We start from the raw sequence: 19,443 nt of genomic DNA on the forward strand, positions 1-19,443 counted from the left end.
ACCCTTACGACAGCTTGAGTAATACATCACCCACAGCTACAGCATCACCATCTTTAACCATGACAGCGGTGACCTTACCTGCACTTGGCGCACGTATTTCAGTTTCCATTTTCATTGCTTCTAAAATAATCAGCACGTCACCTTCTTGAACTGATTGCCCCGGTGTAACATGAACTTTCCAAATATTCCCAGCCAAAGGTGCTAACAATGGTTCACCATCATCTGATCCAGCTGTGGTAGGGGCTACAGGGACTGTTGGTGTAGTTGGCGCAATAGCTGCGACTTCTCCTCCCTCAGATACTTCAACCACATAGGCCTGACCGTTCACTTTAACGGTATACACTTCGATCCCACCTGGTGCAGCAGCTAGCTTAGGCGAAGCTTTCGTTGCTGACACTTCTTGTCCAGTTGGAGCAGGCTCGAAGGCATCAGGATTGCCGCGATTTTGTAAAAATTTAAGTCCCACCTGCGGAAACAACGCGTAAGTTAAGACGTCATCAACGCTATCTTTTGCCAGTGAAAAGCTTTTTTCTTTGGCCAGCTGGGTTAACTCTTGGGTCAACTTTTCTACTTCAGGCTTGAGCAAATCCGCTGGACGACAGGTGATGGGTTCGTCCCCCTCCAACACTTTTTGTTGCAGCTCTTTATTAAATCCAGCCGGTGCTGCTCCGTATTCGCCTTTTAAGATAGCTGCCGTTTCTTTGGAAATAGACTTATAACGCTCCCCGGTCAGCACATTAAGTACTGCTTGAGTGCCCACAATTTGTGAGGTTGGCGTCACTAAGGGGATATATCCCAAGTCTTCTCTGACCGCAGGAATTTCTTTTAACACTTCATCAAATTTATCCTGAGCACCCTGCTCTTTTAACTGGTTTTCCATGTTAGTTAGCATGCCACCAGGCACTTGCGCGATCAAAATGCGTGAATCAACACCGCGAAGTGCTCCTTCAAACTTGGCGTATTTCTTCCTAACAACGCGGAAATAGGCAGCGATTTCCTCAAGTAAGCGCAGGTCTAAACCTGTTTCACGTTTAGTGCCTTGTAAAGCAGCAACTATCGACTCAGTTGGAGAATGCCCATAAGTCATACTCATTGAAGAAATTGCGGTATCTATATTATCTATTCCGGCCTCAATTGCTTTGAGCGCTGTCATTGAAGACAAACCCGCCGTCGCATGGCACTGCATATGTACTGGAATTGACAAGCTCTTCTTCAATCGACTTACTAGCTCATAGCCATCATAAGGCGTAAGAATCCCTGCCATATCTTTAATAGCAACAGAGTCGGCCCCCATATCTTCTATCTGTTTCGCCAAGTCCACCCACATATCAATGGTATGCACAGGGCTTGTTGTATAAGAAATTGTTCCTTGTGCATGTTTGCCCTGTTTTTTTACTGCTTTGAGCGCTGTAGCTAAATTGCGTGGGTCGTTCATTGCATCAAAGACCCGAAACACATCAACCCCGTTATAAGCTGCGCGTTCAACAAAACGTTCTACAACATCATCAGCATAATGGCGATAACCTAATAGGTTTTGTCCCCGCAACAACATTTGCTGCTGAGTATTTGGCATGGCTTTTTTTAGCTGTCTAATTCGCTCCCAAGGGTCTTCCCCTAAAAATCGAATACAAGCATCAAAAGTTGCTCCCCCCCACGATTCAACCGACCAAAAGCCCACTTTGTCGAGCTTCTCTGCAATTGGCAACATATCATCCAACCGCAGCCGGGTGGCAAATAAAGACTGATGTGCATCTCGCAACACTACATCGGTAATACCTAATGGTTTTTTGTTCTCAGTCATGGCATTTTGGCCTTTTCGCTTGCTAATTAAAAATCCTTAAATACTAACGGTGACGGCTACGATATTGTTTTATGGCAGCACTAATCACCGCAACAAGCTGTTCATCTTGTTGTTTATCTGCCACAGTTGAACTAGGAGCGGCTTGAGAAACAGGAATCACTTCCTCTTCACCAAACTTCGATATCAAACGAGACATCAAAGCAGTAGCAAAAATAAGTAACGTCAAAAATACAAACACAAAGCCCATGCCAAACAGCATTAAATTCAGCCCTTCATTAAGCAACTCGGACATTATGCGTTTCCTTATGGTTATCAGTTTTTATTGGCAAACTAGTCGTTATTTGGGGCAACTTTATTTTTTATGTGCCTTTTTCAGCACACCTTTTGTTGGCTATAGACACGCTATTATTATCACGCTGTTATGATATGTCCTGTCTATACTAGTATCGCCGTATATATTAATAGCCGTTATACCCTTACGATGATCAACCCTTCGCTTTGGCTAAATATAACGCTATGTCTTTTACCCCCAGACAAATGTTGTTAATGTACCTTGATTCCCAAAGAGAGGCAAACCCAACAAGGGCTATACCACCCCGTGCTATTATTGCTAATCAACTTTTTAACCGCTTAAAATAACATGCTTGATTATTACCACTTAATTAAGACCGACAGGTTCTGCCTAGTTAACCCTTCACAAAAATAATAAATAAGACTCTTACTGAGTGGTTGAAAAAATAGGGATGATTTAAAAGTGTCACCATACATTTAGCTAGAAAATTATGGTTATTCATCAGCAAAATAGATGATCAATACCGTTCAACTAATGAAAGTAGAGAGTAAGCTAAGGTTCCTAAAGATCTCTTGCTACTCTACTCATTGCATACTCTGAATGATTCCTGCTGTCTAACTTAACAGAACTAAGTGAAATAACTATTTGTAAGAAGAGAGGGCAACTTTATGAGTAAGTGGCTGCTTATAAGTACCTTGGCCGTAATAGCAGGCTGTAGCACGCCTCACCGGATTTTGTTAATCGATGGTTCCGAGATCGAAACCCTGGATCAGCCAGAATATAATCGCTCCACTGGCTTTTATGAATATGAAGGGGTCAATGGAAAAAACCGTTCAATTAACAAAGACCAAGTCAAAAGTATCAGTGAGCTTTAGTCATAAACCATCAGGTTAATAACTGAAAGCAAGTGTACTTCCAGTCTGTTAGTTACTAGGTGGGATAGCATATATGTCAAGCCTGGGAGTTATGATATTGTTCCTATCAGGACGCATGAGTACCGCAATAAATAGCCTAATATAATTAAACGAGAATGTTTTAAATGATAAAAAAAGCGATTCTGCTAGGCGTAGTAAGCACTTCCATTTTAGCTATTGGTGGCTATTGGGTTCTAAAAGCTACCGCCAAATCCGCCCCTCATTACCCTGTTTATGATGATTTACCGACACCTGCTGTGATTGCTCATCGTGGCGGAAGAGGATTGTGGCCTGAAAATACCTTATATGCCTTTCAGAAAGCTGTAAAGCTGGGTGTAGATATGCTGGAGCTTGATATCCGTCAAACCAAAGACGGACAGCTCGTAGTATTACACGATGAATATGTTGATCGTACCACCAATGGTGAAGGCCCCATAAATAGCTTTACCTTAGCAGAAGCAAAGAAACTAGACGCTGGCTTCAACTGGACCAAAGATAATAAGAGCTTTCCCTTTCGTGGCAAAGACATTGTTATACCGACATTTCAGGAAGTACTTGAAAACTTTCCAGCGCAAAAAATGATTGTCGAAATAAAACAGGCTCAACCAGCAATCGAGCGAGCTGTCTGCCAGGCAATTCAGGCGGCAAAAAAAGAAGATCACATCATTATCGGCTCTTTCTACCCTGAAGTATTAAAACGCTTTAGACAAGTGTGTCCGGAAATTGCTACCTCTGCTAGCCCTAATGAGGTCAAGCTACTATTTGCTGCTGAGCGGCTAGGGCTAACTGACTTACTTAGCCCTGCTGCCAGTGCTCTACAAATTCCCAAGCAAGATGGCAAGATCGAAGTTGCTACACCGTCATTCATTAGAGCAGCTCATGATCGCATGTTGCAAGTGCAAGTGTGGACGATTAACGACCCAGACATGATGCTCTCATTAATTGCAAACGGGGCTGATGGGATTATCACTGATTACCCTGATCGATTACTGAATTTGATGCGTAAATAATTTAAGGGCATCTCAAAAAGTTACTTTTTTTAGAGGTGCCCTTCACTCTATTATCTTCGTTGCATCCTGTATATAGATAGGAATACAACGTTGGATGCATCACCGATTAGCCTTATCAGTATATTGTTTTTTCACATTGATCCGTTTGACGGTATCCACAACTGCCTGGGTTTGACTGTCCACTTCCAAATTGACTTGATCACCCACTTCAACCTGACCAAAAGTAGTTACCCGCAAAGTTTCAGGGATAAAATAAACACTAAAACTATCTTGATTTAATTCAGATAAAGTCAGACTAACTCCATTTAGCGCTACATAACCTTTTTCAAATAAATAATCCTGCAACTCAGTTGGCACTTTGAAGGTCACTTTTTTATTATTTTCTGGTGATTCAGTAGCAATGACCTCCGCCATAGCATGGATATGCCCAGATAAGAGATGCCCACCAATTTCATCGCCAAACCGTGCAGCACGCTCAAGATTTACCTGATCACCTACATTTAAATTCACTAAGTTGGTGATCCGCAGGGTTTCCATCATAGCGTCAAAGCTGACCACATCACCTTCTATTGCTGTGACAGTCAAACAAGCCCCATTAATGGCAACACTTGCTCCCAGTGTTAGGCCCACTAATAACGATTCAGGAAATTGAAACGAAAACCGATATAACTGATGTTTTTTTTCAATATTTGCAACAGGTAATGTACAAGCGACTATTCCAGTAAACATAAAGCAACTCCTTTAAATATCATGCACTGCTAACGATCTTCACTTAACCAAGCCAACACCATATCCAGCGGCATAAAAAAACACAAGCTACCTGTCTGGCTCCAGTCCAAATAACGTTCCCACAGCACGATCTTAACTATGCTCACCTATCACTCCCAATACCGTCAATTGCTCCCAACAAAGTCCAGAGAGCCAACAAATTTATCAAACAACCAACCCTGTCCTTGTTATGCTATATCAAAGGAAACTCAGTAAACAAAAGGTAACGTTATAACATGAAGCAGGAAGAGTTAATTTCGACCATCGTTAGTCCAATAGGAACGATGAATGTGCTGTCAAGCAGTGAAGTCAGCAAGTTACAAGATACTACCCTGGGTGGACTCTATAAACTATTCCGTCAATGCGCCTTAGCCGCACTAAACTGTGACGAACACTCTGACAACCCTTACAAAATTCTTGAACAACATAAAAGCTTTGATATTCGCATTATTCAGGAACACCGAGGCCTTAAACTGGAATTGATTAACGCCCCCGCAGATGCGTTTGTTGATGGTAAGTTGATAAAAGGTATTCGCCAAAACCTTTTTTCAGTGGTAAGAGACATTCTTTATGTAGCGAATGAAGTCACTGCAGGCAATCAATTTGACATTAATAAATCAGACGATATTAGTAATATGGTTTTCCATATGCTCCGTCATGCCAGAGCATTTGTCCCTAAAGTCCTGCCAAACATCGTCGTATGCTGGGGAGGACACTCTATTTCTGACTACGAATATAAATATACTAAACGTGTAGGTTACCAGCTTGGCCTGAGAGGTTACCATATTTGTACCGGGTGTGGCCCAGGAGCAATGAAAGGTCCTATGAAGGGAGCTACAATTGGTCATGCCAAACAACGCACGAGTGATAGCCGTTTTATTGGCATAACAGAGCCAGGGATTATTGCCGCTGAATCACCTAATCCCATAGTGAACGAACTCATCATTATGCCAGACATAGAAAAGCGTCTGGAAGCGTTTGTTCGGTTTGGCCATGGGATTGTCGTATTTCCTGGTGGGCCAGGCACTTGTGAAGAAATCCTATATATTTTAGGTATTTTGCTGCACCCTAAAAACCAACATATACCATTTCCTCTAATTTTTACAGGTCCAGACAAGTCAAAAGAATATTTCAAACAAATAGATAATTTTATTGGAAAAACGTTAGGCCCAAAAGCACAGCGTCGTTATAAAATAATTATTGAAAATCCACCTGCGGTTGCTAAGGAAATGAAACAAGGACTTGAAGAAATTTCTAAATTTCGTAAACAAACAGGTGACGCCTATCATTTTAATTGGTTACTCACTATTGATCATGAGTTTCAACTTCCCTTTGAGCCAACTCATCAAGAAATGGCCGCACTAAAATTAACTAAAGACCAGCCAACTTATATGTTAGCAGCAAACCTTAGACGGGCAATGTCAGGTATTGTTGCTGGCAATGTTAAGGAAGTAGGTATTAAAGCTATAGAAGAACATGGCCCTTTTGAATTAACAGGTGACCCTGAATTAATGGCTGACATCGACCAGCTACTGCAGTCTTTTGTTGAACAACACCGCATGAAACTGCCTGGCAGCCATTATGAACCTTGTTATAAAATCATGAAAAATTAAAATATACGCTTTATAAAGAATTTTCACTACAACTTGCTCCTCAAATGAGCTAATTGATTACCGCTTATTTAAGGAGCAGAACGAGCAGCCAAGGCATCTTTATCTTTTAGCTTGAGCTCTATATTTTTCTTTTCTGATCTGAGCTCACCTATTTCCAGTTTAAGCTTTGTTATTTCATCACAAAAATCTTGTTGCATTTTTCTCATAGATACATCATCCTGTAACGCATCTTTCAAAATATGCTCAGTATTCTGTTGCAATCGATTGCTTTTCATTTTCAAATGAACAATTGTGGTATCCTTTTCTTTTACCTCTTCTTTAAACTTATCAAGCTGATATCGCGAGGCTTCTAATAATTCATTATATTCAGCTACTCTTTCCATTTGCTTGGCATCATTACCTGAAAGCCCTTTCTGTATACAATTATTAATTTCAGTTTTATTCAGCGCAAGCAATTGCTCCTGCTGCTTCATCCTTTTATTACAACACTGTAGTTCTTTTTTGTATTGCTCTATTACAAGCTTTGTATAGTTATTCCCATACTCATTTTCACCCGCAACAAGTAACTTTTCAGGTAGAGCAACATTTTGAAACAAGGCTCGATACTGATTAAAAAGCTCTTCATAAAACTGACTTGTGGTAAACTCTGTTTTTAACAAGCCAGCTTCTAATGAAAATAGTGCTTTTCGCAATGCTAATACTGCCTGACGAGACAAATGGGCAATAGCAACTTCATCAAGACCCACTTGCCCATAAAAACGTTCTTGTTGAGTTGTTGTTTCTACTTGCTTAATCAAATGATCATGAAAACCAAATTGCTGTTTATCAACAATCGTATTAAAACTCTCTTGTAGCTGACATAAAAGCTGATTATAAGCTTGAAAGATTAAATCCTCTGTTTTACTTGAAATAGATTGATTTTGATCAATATCAGCAAAGCCCTTTTGTTCTGCCAACATGACTTGTTTTCGAAAGGCAAGAATATGTCGTTTGGTAATTCGTTGCTGCAATATGTCACTAAAGCTGACTTCTCCCACTCGATCTAAACTATGTTGTGCTTCATTTATACAAGCTTCAATATAATTAAGCTGACTATTCTCAGAGGATTTAGTTTGAAATCTCGCTATTCTTTTGAATTTAACTAACTGCCAACCAAGCACTATTACCAAGATCATCAGCAATAACGCAAAATTTGCCACTGCCACTAGCCATATTGAGTTTTGCATTCAGCCTCCCTGCGAGAGTTAGTGCTATATATAAAATATACTCCCCACTCTCGTTATTCTCAAACAAGGAAACGCCTTCCCTCAATATTATTTATAGCCAAAAAAAATTGGTAATGCTCTAAAAGCAAGCTTAAAAAATAAGTAATAAAAAAAACAAAAAGGCGCCACAGTATAGTAACTGTAGCGCCTTCAATATAAGCTTAAGAAATATTTCTGTTAGATTTCTTTATACAGCTTAGGATTTAATACATCTCTGAGCCAATCACCCAGTAAATTAATTGTTAGCACTAAAACTACTAACACAAGGCCTGGAATAACAGTGATCCACCAGGAGCCACTTAATAAATATTCAAAACCACTACGGATTAATGAGCCCAACGAAGGAGTCGTTTCTGGCATTCCTAACCCTAGGAATGAAAGCGCTGCTTCACTCATAATAGCATTGGCTACTTGTACAGTGGCAATAACAAAGATAGGCGGTAAACAGTTAGGCAAAATATGTCTCACCATAATACGTAGTCCACCAAAACCCATTACTTGGGCGGCCTGAACATACTCTTTTTCTTTTTCAGCTAATACCGAAGCCCGAATGGTACGAGCAAACTGAGGCCACTCAGAAATACCAATAATAAGTACTAACAAATAAATTGCTACTTCATGAAACGTTTCTGTACCCAATTGGGCCTGAAAGAAAGTGGACACTACAATTGCAACCATCAGTGTTGAAAAAGATAATTGCACATCTGCCAAACGCATTAGAAAACTTTCTAACCGACCTCCGTAGTAACCTGCTGCAAGCCCTATGGCAATGCCTAACACTGATTGTAATAATACGGCAAAGAGCCCAATAATTAGTGAGGTGCGAGTACCATATAAAATAGTACTCAACATATCCCGCCCTTGGTTATCTGTACCCAACAAAAATCGTTCATCGGCCTCACCCTCCTGCCATACAGGTGGTAACGTGGAGTCCATGACGTCAATACTTGCTAAATCATAAGGGTTAAAGGGAGCAATTAATGGTGCCATTACAGCAGCAAGCACCATTATAAAGAATATGATTGCGGAACCAATTGCAACTTTATCTTTTTTAAAATAGTAAAGCAGATCAGAGTTTTTAAATTGCTGCCAGGCTGATGTTGACGTGCTCATTTACTACCTCCTGCTACATTCACTGTAGGATCAATCAGCCCATAGATAAGGTCAACAATAGTATTGGTGATAACAAAAATTAGCCCTACAACTATCAAATAAGCCTGAATTAAGGGGATATCGGCACGATTAATAGCTTCCAAAAACATAAAGCCCATTCCCGGCCATTGGAAAACAGTTTCGGTAAGAATTGTGTATGCCACCATGGTGCCTATTTGCACACCACCAACAGTAACCACTGGCAATAGAGTATTTTTCAAGGCATGAATAAACCAAACACGGTATTTCGCTAATCCTTTAGCCCAGGCAAACCGTACATATTCGGCATGCAACACTTCCAGCATTTCCGAGCGAATTAAACGAATAAATAGAGGCAGCATAATGCTAGCTAACGCAATACTAGGCAACACCAAATGTAATAAACCATCCCACGTCAGAAAACCTGTTTCCCAATAACCCATGATATGGACAACCTCACCCCGACCAAATGAAGGCATCCAATTTAATTCAATCGCAAATATATAAACCAACATAATAGCAGTCAGGAAAACAGGAACTGAAATACCAATAATACTGAATCCCATAATTGCTTTTGTAAAAAAACTATTGGGCTTAATTGCGGCATAAACACCTAATGGGATTGATAAGAAAACAATAATTAAAGTAGCACCAAATACAAGTTCCAAGGTAGCTGGCAATTTCTTTAAAATTACTTCAAGTGCAGGCTCTTTAAAAAAATAGGAAGTCCCCAAATCACCTTTCACCGCTTTTTTCAAAAAGCGCCAATATTGCTCTAAAAAGGGATCATTTAAGCCTAACTTATCTTTTAAAGCTTCCCGTTCCTGTTCAGAAACAGATTGGCCAACCATTTCTCTTAATGGGTCACCTAAATTATCCTGAATAGCAAACCCAATTAAACTTAATACAAGCATTACTACTAACGCTTGCAATAGCCGCTTAGCTAAAAATGCAATCATGCTTTAAAACCATTATTTAAGTAAGTAGCGAGTAGCAAGGCGCTACTAGTTGGTGCTGGCCCTATCAAAAAGGGCACAGCACTAGAGGGGTATCATTATTCAATGACTAGATCACCCAGATAAGGGAAATTCATAACATTCAAAATTGGCTCAATTTTAACATTCTTCTTAGCCGCCCAAGCCAAATCCTGCCAATGTAGAGGTACGAATGCTGCGTCATCATAAAGCATTTGCTCAACTTTTTGCAGCATTGCAGCCCGTTTTTCTGAGTTAGTTTCCTTACCACTGGCAATCACTAATTTGTCAACCGCTGGATTGCAATAGTTGCCGCTATTATATTGACCGAAACCTGTTTCCTTATCAGGACACATCAATAAAAACTCAGTGAAATTAGCCGAGTCTTCTGTATCTGAATGCCAGCCTATCATCATTATATCCGCAGCACGTTTATCAAACTCTGCCCAGTATTGTGCTTTTGGCATTGTTTTTAGGTCTACTTTAATATTTATTTTGGCTAGCATACTTGCCACAGCCTGAGCAATTTTAGCATCATTCACATAGCGGTTATTCGGTGCCATCATTGTTACACTAAATCCTTTTTCATGACCTGCCTCCTTCATTAATTGCTTGGCTTTTTTCAAGTCATAACGAGGTTTAAGGTTTGGATTAAATCCAGAATAACCTTTTGGACTTTGCTGAGCAGCAGTCGTCGCAAACCCTCTCATGATTTTTTTGGCAATACCTTCATTATTGATAGCATAAACAATGGCTTGCCTAACCTTAGGATTTTTAAAAGCTTCCACTCTTTGTTGGTTTAATTGAAAAGTGATAATTCGAGTACCCGATAAAGTCACTAAATCTACTTTAGGGTCTTTTTTGATTCGATCTAAATCAGTAGGTGGTACTGGAGCGATAAAATCAACATCTCCTGATAACAATGCTGCAACTCGAGTTGGAGCTTCTTTAATTGGTGTTAATACAATTTGCTTAACATTACCAGGTGATTTTTTATCCCAATATTGATCAAAACGTTTGAAGTCAACCCGAACTCCTTGCTCGCGTTTCTCAACAATAAATGCACCTGTGCCGGATGCATGTGTGGACGCATAAGAATTACCATGTTTTACCAAAGCATCTTTTGACTTATTATTACCATCAAAACCTGTATAGAACTTACTATCCATAGGGAAAATATAAGTTGCAGCATTAAGTGTTAATGGATAAGGCTCGGCTGTCACCAAATCGACAGTATATTTGTCAACCACTTTTACCGCGTCAAAAGGCGCAAAAATCGCTTTAAAGTCTGGGCTGGTTCTTAAACGATTAAAGGTCCATTTAACATCCAGTGCCGTTAGTTCATTCCCTGAGTGAAACTTAACGCCTTTATGCAGGAAAAAGCGTACGGTTTTATCGTCTATCCGCTCCCAACGTTCAGCTAAACGACCTTCTACTTTTAAGTCTTTATTCCAACGAACCAATGGATCAAAAATCATATGCGACAACTGCAGTGTACCACCTGAAAGCTGCTCATGAGGGTCAAGTGAGACTGGGTCTGCATCATAGGCCATTTTAAGTGTCTTAGCCGCCGCCGCAAAACTCATCGTTGCAGCTAAGGCGACACTTGCCAGTAAGGTTACTCCACGTTTCATAGTTTACCCCTAATATCTCCTATTTGATTATTATTGCTGCCTTCAAGCCTGGCTTATCGCCACTTCAGGCATTATAAGAGTGGCCCAAACCACTCTTTAACTAACAGCAAAATGATCGCGTTTTACCCTTTACAAAAAGTTTGGTCTGAAACCTTTGTTGGGTAACGTGGTAACTCAGGATTCACCTATTACCACTCCAACCACTTTTACCATTAAGCTCGTGATTCCACAATCTCCAACCCTTCTCGGGATAACTGGGTTAACTTTGGCATTAGATCTAGCAGTTGTTGTGTATATTCATGTTGTGGATTAGTAAATAACTGCTCTGTTTCAGCCACTTCCACCAAACTTCCATAGCGCATCACTCCAATGCGATCACACACTTGACGTATAACTGGTAAATCATGGCTGATAAACAGCATCGTCAGCGACAACTCATCCTGCAAATCTTTTAACAAGTTAAGAATTTGCGCCTGTACAGATACGTCCAATGCAGAGGTGGGTTCATCACAGATTAAAAATCGCGGGCGTGTGGCCAATGCTCGTGCAATCGAAATTCTTTGTCGCTGCCCTCCTGAAAACTCATGAGGATACTTAACACCCGCTTTACGACCAAGGCCAACGTGCTCTAACAAATCACCGACTATCTGTTGTATTTGTTGGTTGGAGGATGCCAGTTTATGAAATCGAATAGGCTCTGCAATAATATCTGCTATGCACATTCTGGGATTCATTGAAGAGTAAGGGTTTTGGAAAACCATTTGCAATTCACGACGAAATGGTCTTCGCTGTGCTTCTGTTAAGCCAGTGAGCTCTCTTCCTGCAAATTCGATAACACCAGAGTCAGGTGTGTAAAGTCCAGCAATTATTCGTGCAATGGTTGACTTTCCACTGCCGCTTTCCCCTACTAGACCAAAGGTTTCCCCTGCTTTTACCGTAAAGGATACATTATCAGCTGCTTGCACATACTTACAGTTTTTCTTTAATAAAGCCGATTGCGTTTTAAACTTTAAGCAAACCTTATCAACTTTTAACAAATGGTCTGCATCGGTCGCTTCAAAATGATTTCCCTGACCAAGCCAATGGTTACTGATATCAATTTTTTCAAAAGCAACTTCTGCTGCTTCGATGTAATCAACTAGTGGAAATCGCGCTAATTTTACATCGGAGCGAGGAACCGCACTGATCAAGCTTTTTGTATAAGGATGCGACGGTTTGCTTAGAATTTGTTCAGTCGTCCCCATTTCTACAATTTTACCGCGGTACATAACTGCTACACGATCAGTTACGTTAGCAATAACCCCCATATCGTGGGTAACCAGAATACACCCCACCTGACGTTGTTTACATAACGACTTTATCAGCTCCAGTATTTGGTCTTGAATGGACACATCCAGAGCCGTTGTTGGTTCGTCTGCAATAATCAATTTAGGCTCAGAACATAAAGCAATAGCTATAACAACTCGCTGCCGCATCCCTCCAGAAAATTGATGAGGATATTGCTTAATTCTAATTTCCGGTTCAGGAATACCCACCTGTTGTAGCATTTCTAGCGCTTTTTGCTGAGCTTGCTGCTTTGATATACTACTATTTGCCAATATGGTCTCAACCATTTGCTGTTCAATAGTCAACAAAGGATTAAGTGATGTCATTGGATCTTGAAAGATAAAACCAATTTGTTGGCCGCGAATTTCTCGAATTTTATCTGCCGGCAGTTGTGATATTTTCTCTCCTTTTAAAAACACTTCACCACCTGCTACTCGACCCGGTGGGCTTAATAAGTCAATAATAGCATTACCAATGGTTGATTTACCTGCACCACTCTCTCCAACTAAACCAACAACTTCACCCGGCTCTACTGAGAAACTGGCCTCATGTACCGCCGTTGCAACACCAAAGCGGGAAGGAAATTCAATTTTCAGATTTTTTACTTCTAGTAATGCCATTTATATCCCCTACACAATAGGCAAAGCAACGACAACATAGCGATAAGGTAATTCATAAAACCTTTATCTACCATTCATCTCTGTTTAATATTTAAACGCTATAAAGTATTTTAAGAAACAAACTCATAAGATAACCATTTTTTATTGTTAGTATTCTATTCCAGTGGTTACTGCTATATATCAAGCAATTAAGACCTGAATTTTTATGGCTGATATATCGCCTATTTATGCATTACCTGTTGTAAATGTCATCTATCAATTGAAGCTCATACCTAACTGTTTGTAACAGTCCACTTTAACCCCTAAATGTTACTTTGGCCCTTCTCTTTTTTACCTTAAGTTTTACTTTGGAGCCTTCTTTAAAAATATAATTCTTTCTTTTACCTTTCCCGATTTCTACCTTCACAGTGGACGCCCGACTTACTTTGGCTTAAATCCAGCTAATTTAGAAAGCACCAAACAAAGACTTTTGATCAAATAATCAGCAATTTCTATTATTTATAACTTCTTAAAATAATCAACCCTTAAAATCATCCCATCTATAATTAATAGGAATATAGATAATAACAATAACTTACTTTCAGTTACATATATTATCATTTTGTTTCCAATAGTATCTTATAGTCAACCCAAATCAAACATCTGAGCAAAGGCGCACAAAACTAGACTAAATAGTCACAAGATGCAAAGGTTGACCAATAGAGCCCAGCTCTGCTGGTTTGATCAAACAGACTTGAAGCCATTTACAGGAGAGCAACTAGATAGGCATGTCCTAGGTGTGAACTATAACTGGAGGGAAAATAAGTAGTTGTTGCTGGGTTTAGCCTGCAATCGCTTGTTTGAAAGAGAGTTACTCAACAAACTACACCCTTTGTTAGGATGCAGTACCAGGTATTACTTCAATTCTGAACAGGTTTCTACAAAACTGTAAATAAATACCGTAGGGCCTTGCCATAAATATTGATGCAATAATCAACACACTACAAGCAGTAACTATTTGTTCAACATTTGCACCCACAGCCACCAAAGTTAAACCATAAATAACCGGATGAAATAAAACAAAAGCCAAAGTATCTACTGCTGAGCGCTTCAGCTGTGAGGCATTTATGGCATTAAATAGCTTAAATATCCAGTCGCGAAATAACCCATAAGGCGAAGCAATTAGTATATTAACTGGGATATTTACCAACCGGGATTGCAGTGACTGCTCCACAGAAAGCCCTGTTACAACAATTTCAAAAAACAACCCAGTAACAAATGCAAATGAGATAAACGCAAACGTATCTGCCAATGAGCGTTTCGAAAACCAATAACGCATGACAACCCCTAATGACTTTTTTAAACAATGAGGTCTTACTTACAAGCCAATCTGTCTATGGTTGCTTCTGGCTTAAACAGCACCTTGCCTTAGCCTGGTTCACACATAACCATTCACACCTTTTCTAAGGTGTTAACGCAACAGATCAACTCATTGGAAAAATGCTAAGTTTTAGTTAGAAGGAAGAATACCCAAAGAGATCGGTATTCTCAGGGGAACAGAAAAATTGTAGTTGGCTACTTTTGATAATAACTCTGGTCACTTTGCTTTAACCCAACCAAGCACAATACATTTGCAGCAAGTATCTTGAAAAATAAAAAACGATCAATTAGCCACCCGTCAGGGTAGCCGCCGAATAGTAACTAGATGTAAACAAGGTTGCAATGAGTAAAATCCGAAGCTGGACTGTAACAGATAGCTGTAAAGAAAAGGGATTACACCTTTGCAATCTAAGTTGAATCCCTGTGAATTAAGAGACTCATGATTAGATAACCGTTGAGCGTAATTTCTAATCGTTATTATTAACTATTACTCCCCTAAATGTCAGATGTGGCTCTGCCAACTATAATAAAGAGGGTCTTCAGTTACCAACTGATCACTTTTCAAGGATGAAGCTATGGGCTTATTATCTCACTTATCAGTTCAACAAAAATTCATCTGTTTATTTATTATTCTTTCATTCATTTTGATTGGCTCATCCTTTTACTCCTATCAAGCAATCATCCCTATTGAGCAAAGCTGGGGAAAATACCAACAAGAAGCCGTCAAGAGAAGTAAACTACTTGAAGCAATCCAGGAAAACCTCGGTTATGGGGGCCTCATCCATAATTTTAAAAACTATGTTTTGCGAAAAACAGATAAATACTACACAAAAATATCCCAAAACTATCAGCATATTTCTGACAGCATAAGAAAGTATCAACAACTCCCACATCTTACCCCAATAGAACAAACTGCACTGCAAACTATTGCCGAAACAGCTGAGCAATATTTTAACAATGCTAAGCAAATTAAAAGTTTTATTCTTAATAATTACTCAATTAGTGAACTGGATAATTCCGTTAAAATTAATGACCAACCAGCATTATCTGCTATTCACCAATTAAGTCAGACCATTAATCAACATACAGGAGAAACCAGTCAGCAAGTCACCAAGCATATTAGTCAAGCCACCAAAGTAATGGTGACCAGTGCAGCTATTGCCTTATTACTTTGTATAGGCGCACTTGCATTAATTTACCTAGCCATTAATGGGCGGATTAGCCAGCTAAGAGCAATCATGACAGATCTTGCCACTGGTGAAGGTGACTTAACCAAGCGTATGCCTGATCAAGGGCACGATGAATTAGCCTCCGTATCTCAACAGTTCAATTTGTTTATCAGCCGTATTCATGACTTAGTCAAACAAGTTTCCAAACTAGTAGAAAAACTTTCATCCAGTTGCCACACCGTATTAGACATTGCCAAAAATACCTGCAATGGAGTCAACCTCCAACAAGGAGATATCAACCAGATTGCTACTGCTATTCAGGAAATGTCTGCAACCATTCAGGATGTTGCACAAAATGCAAATCAGGCTGCGAAAGCCACCAATGAAGTAGAGCATGAAACCAATGAAGGAACTCGCTTAATTCACAATACCCAAACCAGCATCAACCAACTAGCCCAGGAAATAGAAGACTCAACATCAGTCATCGTTAAATTGGAGCAAGAAAGCGATGCTATTGGCAGTGTGCTTGATGTCATCAGAGGCATTGCCGAACAAACTAACCTGTTAGCACTCAATGCTGCAATTGAAGCAGCCAGAGCCGGTGAGCAAGGACGTGGGTTTGCAGTCGTCGCTGATGAAGTGCGCAATCTGGCAAACCGAACCCAACAATCGACAGAAGAAATCCACTCAATGATAGAGCGTTTACAGTCCGGTTCTCACAACTCTGTCAATGCTATGACACAAGGCTGCAATCAAGCAAAAGATACTGTAAAACTAGCCTGTGAGGCTAATAAGTCGCTGGAGTCTATTGCAGGTTCCATCGAAACCCTAACCAAAATGAATGAACAGATTGCCAGTGCTGCAGAAGAGCAAAGCGCTGTTTCTGAAGAAATTAATCGCAATGTTGTTGCTATAAATCATGTGGCGGAAGATACCACTAAAATGGCCGAAGACTCTGCTGATGCTTGCGAAGAAATGTTTCGCCTAACAGCTGAGCTGGAAAATCTAATGAAACAGTTTAGAGTGTAGTACTGAATTCTGCATCGGTTACTCACTGGCAAGATAGCTAGACTCACATTATGCTTAAAATATACCCAAAAGGGTGATGCCTTTACCATGGACCAGGCTGAGTATTATGAAGTCACTATTTGCCGACAGTAAAAGCAATCATATTAAGCTTGTTTACACTTTAGTTGATCACATTCTAGCCACCGAAGATAATCCCACCCAATGGCGCCATCAGCTAATCGAAAGCTGCATTTACAATACAGACCAAGCTTCACAGCTATCTGATGACCAACTTGCAATGATTTACCGAGCGATTCTCATCGCCAAGTACCTTAAATATTCTTATGATGAGTTAATTCCAGAGTTTGAGCATTATCAAGTTCGCTACAGCATTGATCTGGATGATGATTACACTGCAGGAGCAGTGGCTTACTAGCGAGTTGAGCCACTAGCCATGAGCTAAAGGAAAGGTCGCTAGTGCTTTATAGTGAGAGCCCATGTTATCCACTGTACTCTGAAACAACTTCACCTCATTTACCTCAAATAACTGGGTAAGTCCAACAGGTAATACTTTTTTTGTATGCATAGTTTTTTTTAAGCGGGCTAATGTTAAATGAGGTCTAAATGGCCTGGTTTCTTTAGGTATCTGCCATTGTTGACACAACTGATCAACCTTCAACGCCAATGCAGGCAATATACCTTTAGAACTTACTGATAAAGCTAATAACCGAGCTCTATTTTTATTGGGAAACCAATGAAGGTCTTTCAGCTGGCAACTAAAACAGGTTTGTTCAGCTATTAACTGTGTTAAATGACTAGCCAAGCTCTCAACCACTCCAGAATCTAATGCAGCGATAAATTTTAAAGTGATATGAAAGTGCTCTAGTTTGGTCCAACGAAGGTTTTTACTGATGAAGGCCTCAGAAAAAGCTCCCTGGTAATAATGGAAAATAGTTTCTGCCAAGTCTGTGGCAATTGGTATACCAATAAATACCCGTATCGGCTGTGAGTCAGTTGTATCTGTGGTATGCTCTGGCTGGTTAGCAGTTCCCATATGCTCTCACTTAAGTTTACTAAGAGCTTATTATACCCTATGACAACTAACGCAAAATCTGCCAAGCAGTGGCTTGAAACTCAGGGCATCAACGAGCCCCGTGAACGTATAGAGCAAATTGCCCAAAATATTCTTAACAAACTAGCCGAATTGGATGATGAGCACCCTCAACAACAAGGCTTATTAGACGCTTTGGCCGTTGTGGAGGATTACCTGGCAAGCTTGCCTCCCCTACCACAACCAAGTAGCAATTGGGATACTACCCCTTTGGGTGACCCACCGACTGATACCATTCCCCAATTATCCCAAGAAGAAAAAAAACAACAGTTTCAGCAACTATTAAAGCAGCAGGAATAGGAGTTGATGATTAATCGCGATTGACAATAGGATTATGCATTCACCACCAATGAAGGTTGGTACAAGGATGTTATTTCTTTTGCGATATCATCCAGCCCTAGGGTCATAACTGCTGCCCCTATACCCACCGCAGTGCCAGGCATGCCCCATACAACACTTGTTTCCTTATCTTGAGCAATGGTTATCCCACCACATTCCTTAATAGCTAATAGCCCTTTTGCTCCATCAACTCCCATCCCAGTTAATAAAATACCCAGCGAGTTACCACCAATTTGTTCCGCAGCAGAATAAAATAAACTGTCAACAGACGGCTTATGACGATTAACCGGTGGAGAGTTATCCAGTACCACCTGAAGCGATGAGCCCACTTTTTTGACAAGTAAATGTTTATCTCCCGGTGCTATATAAATATGACCAAACTCTAATTTAGTGGTGCCTGAAACCTCCTTAACAGGCACAGGTAACAGCTTATCTAAACGCTCTGCATATGAGCGACTAAAAATCGGAGGCATGTGCTGGGTAATAACAATTGGCGGCCCATTTAATGACGTTGACATAATAATATGCTTTATCGCTTCAGTCCCTCCCGTTGAAGCTCCAATAGCAATTAGCTTGATTTGACTTTGTACTTTCAGCCTAGCCAAATAGCTACGCATTTGAGCTTTATGAGTAGACTTCTTTTGTACCCGCTTCTTATTTAAGGCTGTTAGGTTTATTAATGAGGCCGCTTTTACTTTACTTATGAGTAACTCAACAAATTCATCAAGCAATTGTGGATCAAAAGGTTTTGCCAAATAATCACAGGCACCCTTTTCTAAAGCTGTAAAAGTATCATCTGCCCCTTTCACCGTTTGTGAAGAAACCATCACCACTGGCATCGGCCTTAACTGCATAATTTTATCCAAAAAAGTCAGACCATCCATTTTGGGCATTTTTACATCAAGCGTAATGACATCGGGATTATGATGCTTAATTTTTTCTCTTGCATCATAGGGGTCTGAAGCAAGATCCACCACCTGAATTTTATTATCCTGCTCTAAAGCTGCTTTTAAAAATTGACGCATTGATGGCGAGTCATCAACACAAATCACCTTTATAGGTTTCATTATTTTTACCAGATTTACTATATACTTCTCGAATAATTTTTA

The 19,443-nt window shown here is 40.0% G+C and carries 17 protein-coding genes; 6 read left to right on the plus strand and 11 right to left on the minus strand.

Translation table 11 applies throughout. The annotated features are described in order from the left end of the window. Window positions 1-4: 4 nt before the first annotated feature. Both oadA and G4Y78_RS20710 read right to left on the minus strand, forming a co-directional pair. Window positions 5-1,801, minus strand: coding sequence for a sodium-extruding oxaloacetate decarboxylase subunit alpha (gene oadA / locus G4Y78_RS20705; protein WP_163834808.1), 1,797 nt, complete (start codon window positions 1,799-1,801; stop codon window positions 5-7). Window positions 1,802-1,844: 43 nt separating this feature from the next. After that, window positions 1,845-2,093, minus strand: a complete 249-nt coding sequence (locus G4Y78_RS20710) for an OadG family protein (protein WP_163834809.1) — start codon at window positions 2,091-2,093, stop codon at window positions 1,845-1,847. 668 nt (window positions 2,094-2,761) lie between these two features. Here G4Y78_RS20710 and G4Y78_RS20715 point away from each other — a divergent pair. Beyond that, entirely contained in the window at window positions 2,762-2,968 is a 207-nt protein-coding gene (locus G4Y78_RS20715; protein ID WP_163834810.1) for a YgdI/YgdR family lipoprotein, read from the plus strand. A 164-nt stretch (window positions 2,969-3,132) separates the two neighbouring features. Beyond that, window positions 3,133-4,017, plus strand: coding sequence for a glycerophosphodiester phosphodiesterase (locus G4Y78_RS20720; protein WP_163834811.1), 885 nt, complete (start codon window positions 3,133-3,135; stop codon window positions 4,015-4,017). Window positions 4,018-4,116: 99 nt separating this feature from the next. On the opposite strand, the gene G4Y78_RS20725 is transcribed toward G4Y78_RS20720, so the two are convergent. Then, window positions 4,117-4,746 carry a riboflavin synthase subunit alpha gene (locus G4Y78_RS20725; protein WP_163834812.1) on the minus strand — a complete coding sequence of 210 codons (630 nt, stop codon included), beginning with the start codon at window positions 4,744-4,746 and terminating at the stop codon, window positions 4,117-4,119. Window positions 4,747-5,021: 275 nt separating this feature from the next. On the opposite strand from G4Y78_RS20725, the gene ppnN reads away from it, so the two are divergent. Next, window positions 5,022-6,398, plus strand: a complete 1,377-nt coding sequence (ppnN, locus tag G4Y78_RS20730) for a nucleotide 5'-monophosphate nucleosidase PpnN (RefSeq protein ID WP_163834813.1) — start codon at window positions 5,022-5,024, stop codon at window positions 6,396-6,398. 68 nt (window positions 6,399-6,466) lie between these two features. Here the strand turns inward: ppnN and G4Y78_RS20735 are convergent, their stop codons facing one another. The 6 genes from G4Y78_RS20735 to alaE all read right to left on the minus strand — a co-directional run bounded on the left by G4Y78_RS20735 (window position 6,467) and on the right by alaE (window position 14,666). Continuing rightward, complete coding sequence (locus tag G4Y78_RS20735; RefSeq protein WP_163834814.1) at window positions 6,467-7,624, minus strand: coiled-coil domain-containing protein; 1,158 nt, start codon at window positions 7,622-7,624, stop codon at window positions 6,467-6,469. 216 nt (window positions 7,625-7,840) lie between these two features. Then, entirely contained in the window at window positions 7,841-8,776 is a 936-nt protein-coding gene (locus G4Y78_RS20740; RefSeq protein ID WP_163834815.1) for an ABC transporter permease, read from the minus strand. Next, a complete protein-coding gene (locus G4Y78_RS20745; protein ID WP_163834816.1) occupies window positions 8,773-9,753 on the minus strand; it encodes an ABC transporter permease in 981 nt (326 codons plus the stop codon). Before G4Y78_RS20745 ends, G4Y78_RS20740 begins: the two co-directional genes overlap by 4 nt. A 95-nt stretch (window positions 9,754-9,848) precedes the next feature. Continuing rightward, window positions 9,849-11,402: an ABC transporter substrate-binding protein gene (locus G4Y78_RS20750; protein ID WP_163834817.1), complete on the minus strand. Its 1,554-nt coding sequence runs from the start codon at window positions 11,400-11,402 to the stop codon at window positions 9,849-9,851. Window positions 11,403-11,614: 212 nt separating this feature from the next. After that, the gene (locus G4Y78_RS20755) at window positions 11,615-13,348 is read right to left on the minus strand and encodes an ABC transporter ATP-binding protein (RefSeq protein WP_163834818.1); all 1,734 of its coding nucleotides are present in this window, start codon (window positions 13,346-13,348) and stop codon (window positions 11,615-11,617) included. An 874-nt stretch (window positions 13,349-14,222) separates the two neighbouring features. Continuing rightward, window positions 14,223-14,666: an L-alanine exporter AlaE gene (gene alaE / locus G4Y78_RS20760; protein ID WP_163834819.1), complete on the minus strand. Its 444-nt coding sequence runs from the start codon at window positions 14,664-14,666 to the stop codon at window positions 14,223-14,225. Between the two features lie 616 nt (window positions 14,667-15,282). On the opposite strand from alaE, the gene G4Y78_RS20765 reads away from it, so the two are divergent. Further along, window positions 15,283-16,905: a methyl-accepting chemotaxis protein gene (locus G4Y78_RS20765; protein ID WP_163834820.1), complete on the plus strand. Its 1,623-nt coding sequence runs from the start codon at window positions 15,283-15,285 to the stop codon at window positions 16,903-16,905. Between the two features lie 106 nt (window positions 16,906-17,011). Then, window positions 17,012-17,320: a hypothetical protein gene (locus G4Y78_RS20770; protein WP_163834821.1), complete on the plus strand. Its 309-nt coding sequence runs from the start codon at window positions 17,012-17,014 to the stop codon at window positions 17,318-17,320. 12 nt (window positions 17,321-17,332) lie between these two features. Here the strand turns inward: G4Y78_RS20770 and thpR are convergent, their stop codons facing one another. After that, window positions 17,333-17,938 carry an RNA 2',3'-cyclic phosphodiesterase gene (thpR, locus tag G4Y78_RS20775; protein WP_163834822.1) on the minus strand — a complete coding sequence of 202 codons (606 nt, stop codon included), beginning with the start codon at window positions 17,936-17,938 and terminating at the stop codon, window positions 17,333-17,335. Window positions 17,939-17,977: 39 nt separating this feature from the next. Here thpR and G4Y78_RS20780 point away from each other — a divergent pair, with 39 nt between their 5' ends. Further along, on the plus strand, window positions 17,978-18,295 hold the full coding sequence (locus G4Y78_RS20780) for a hypothetical protein (protein WP_163834823.1): 318 nt from the start codon (window positions 17,978-17,980) through the stop codon (window positions 18,293-18,295). 32 nt (window positions 18,296-18,327) lie between these two features. Here the strand turns inward: G4Y78_RS20780 and G4Y78_RS20785 are convergent, their stop codons facing one another. Then, on the minus strand, window positions 18,328-19,401 hold the full coding sequence (locus G4Y78_RS20785) for a protein-glutamate methylesterase/protein-glutamine glutaminase (protein ID WP_163834824.1): 1,074 nt from the start codon (window positions 19,399-19,401) through the stop codon (window positions 18,328-18,330). Between the last annotated feature and the right edge of the window lie 42 nt (window positions 19,402-19,443).

Source organism: Spartinivicinus ruber, assembly GCF_011009015.1.
Taxonomy (GTDB): domain Bacteria; phylum Pseudomonadota; class Gammaproteobacteria; order Pseudomonadales; family Zooshikellaceae; genus Spartinivicinus; species Spartinivicinus ruber.

Coding starts and splice junctions, on each gene's coding strand:
- oadA (WP_163834808.1), bottom strand. CDS start 1,801: ATGACTGAGAACAAAAAACCATTAGGTATTACCGATGTAGTGTTGCGA.
- G4Y78_RS20710 (WP_163834809.1), bottom strand. CDS start 2,093: ATGTCCGAGTTGCTTAATGAAGGGCTGAATTTAATGCTGTTTGGCATG.
- G4Y78_RS20715 (WP_163834810.1), top strand. CDS start 2,762: ATGAGTAAGTGGCTGCTTATAAGTACCTTGGCCGTAATAGCAGGCTGT.
- G4Y78_RS20720 (WP_163834811.1), top strand. CDS start 3,133: ATGATAAAAAAAGCGATTCTGCTAGGCGTAGTAAGCACTTCCATTTTA.
- G4Y78_RS20725 (WP_163834812.1), bottom strand. CDS start 4,746: ATGTTTACTGGAATAGTCGCTTGTACATTACCTGTTGCAAATATTGAA.
- ppnN (WP_163834813.1), top strand. CDS start 5,022: ATGAAGCAGGAAGAGTTAATTTCGACCATCGTTAGTCCAATAGGAACG.
- G4Y78_RS20735 (WP_163834814.1), bottom strand. CDS start 7,624: ATGCAAAACTCAATATGGCTAGTGGCAGTGGCAAATTTTGCGTTATTG.
- G4Y78_RS20740 (WP_163834815.1), bottom strand. CDS start 8,776: ATGAGCACGTCAACATCAGCCTGGCAGCAATTTAAAAACTCTGATCTG.
- G4Y78_RS20745 (WP_163834816.1), bottom strand. CDS start 9,753: ATGATTGCATTTTTAGCTAAGCGGCTATTGCAAGCGTTAGTAGTAATG.
- G4Y78_RS20750 (WP_163834817.1), bottom strand. CDS start 11,402: ATGAAACGTGGAGTAACCTTACTGGCAAGTGTCGCCTTAGCTGCAACG.
- G4Y78_RS20755 (WP_163834818.1), bottom strand. CDS start 13,348: ATGGCATTACTAGAAGTAAAAAATCTGAAAATTGAATTTCCTTCCCGC.
- alaE (WP_163834819.1), bottom strand. CDS start 14,666: ATGCGTTATTGGTTTTCGAAACGCTCATTGGCAGATACGTTTGCGTTT.
- G4Y78_RS20765 (WP_163834820.1), top strand. CDS start 15,283: ATGGGCTTATTATCTCACTTATCAGTTCAACAAAAATTCATCTGTTTA.
- G4Y78_RS20770 (WP_163834821.1), top strand. CDS start 17,012: ATGAAGTCACTATTTGCCGACAGTAAAAGCAATCATATTAAGCTTGTT.
- thpR (WP_163834822.1), bottom strand. CDS start 17,938: ATGGGAACTGCTAACCAGCCAGAGCATACCACAGATACAACTGACTCA.
- G4Y78_RS20780 (WP_163834823.1), top strand. CDS start 17,978: ATGACAACTAACGCAAAATCTGCCAAGCAGTGGCTTGAAACTCAGGGC.
- G4Y78_RS20785 (WP_163834824.1), bottom strand. CDS start 19,401: ATGAAACCTATAAAGGTGATTTGTGTTGATGACTCGCCATCAATGCGT.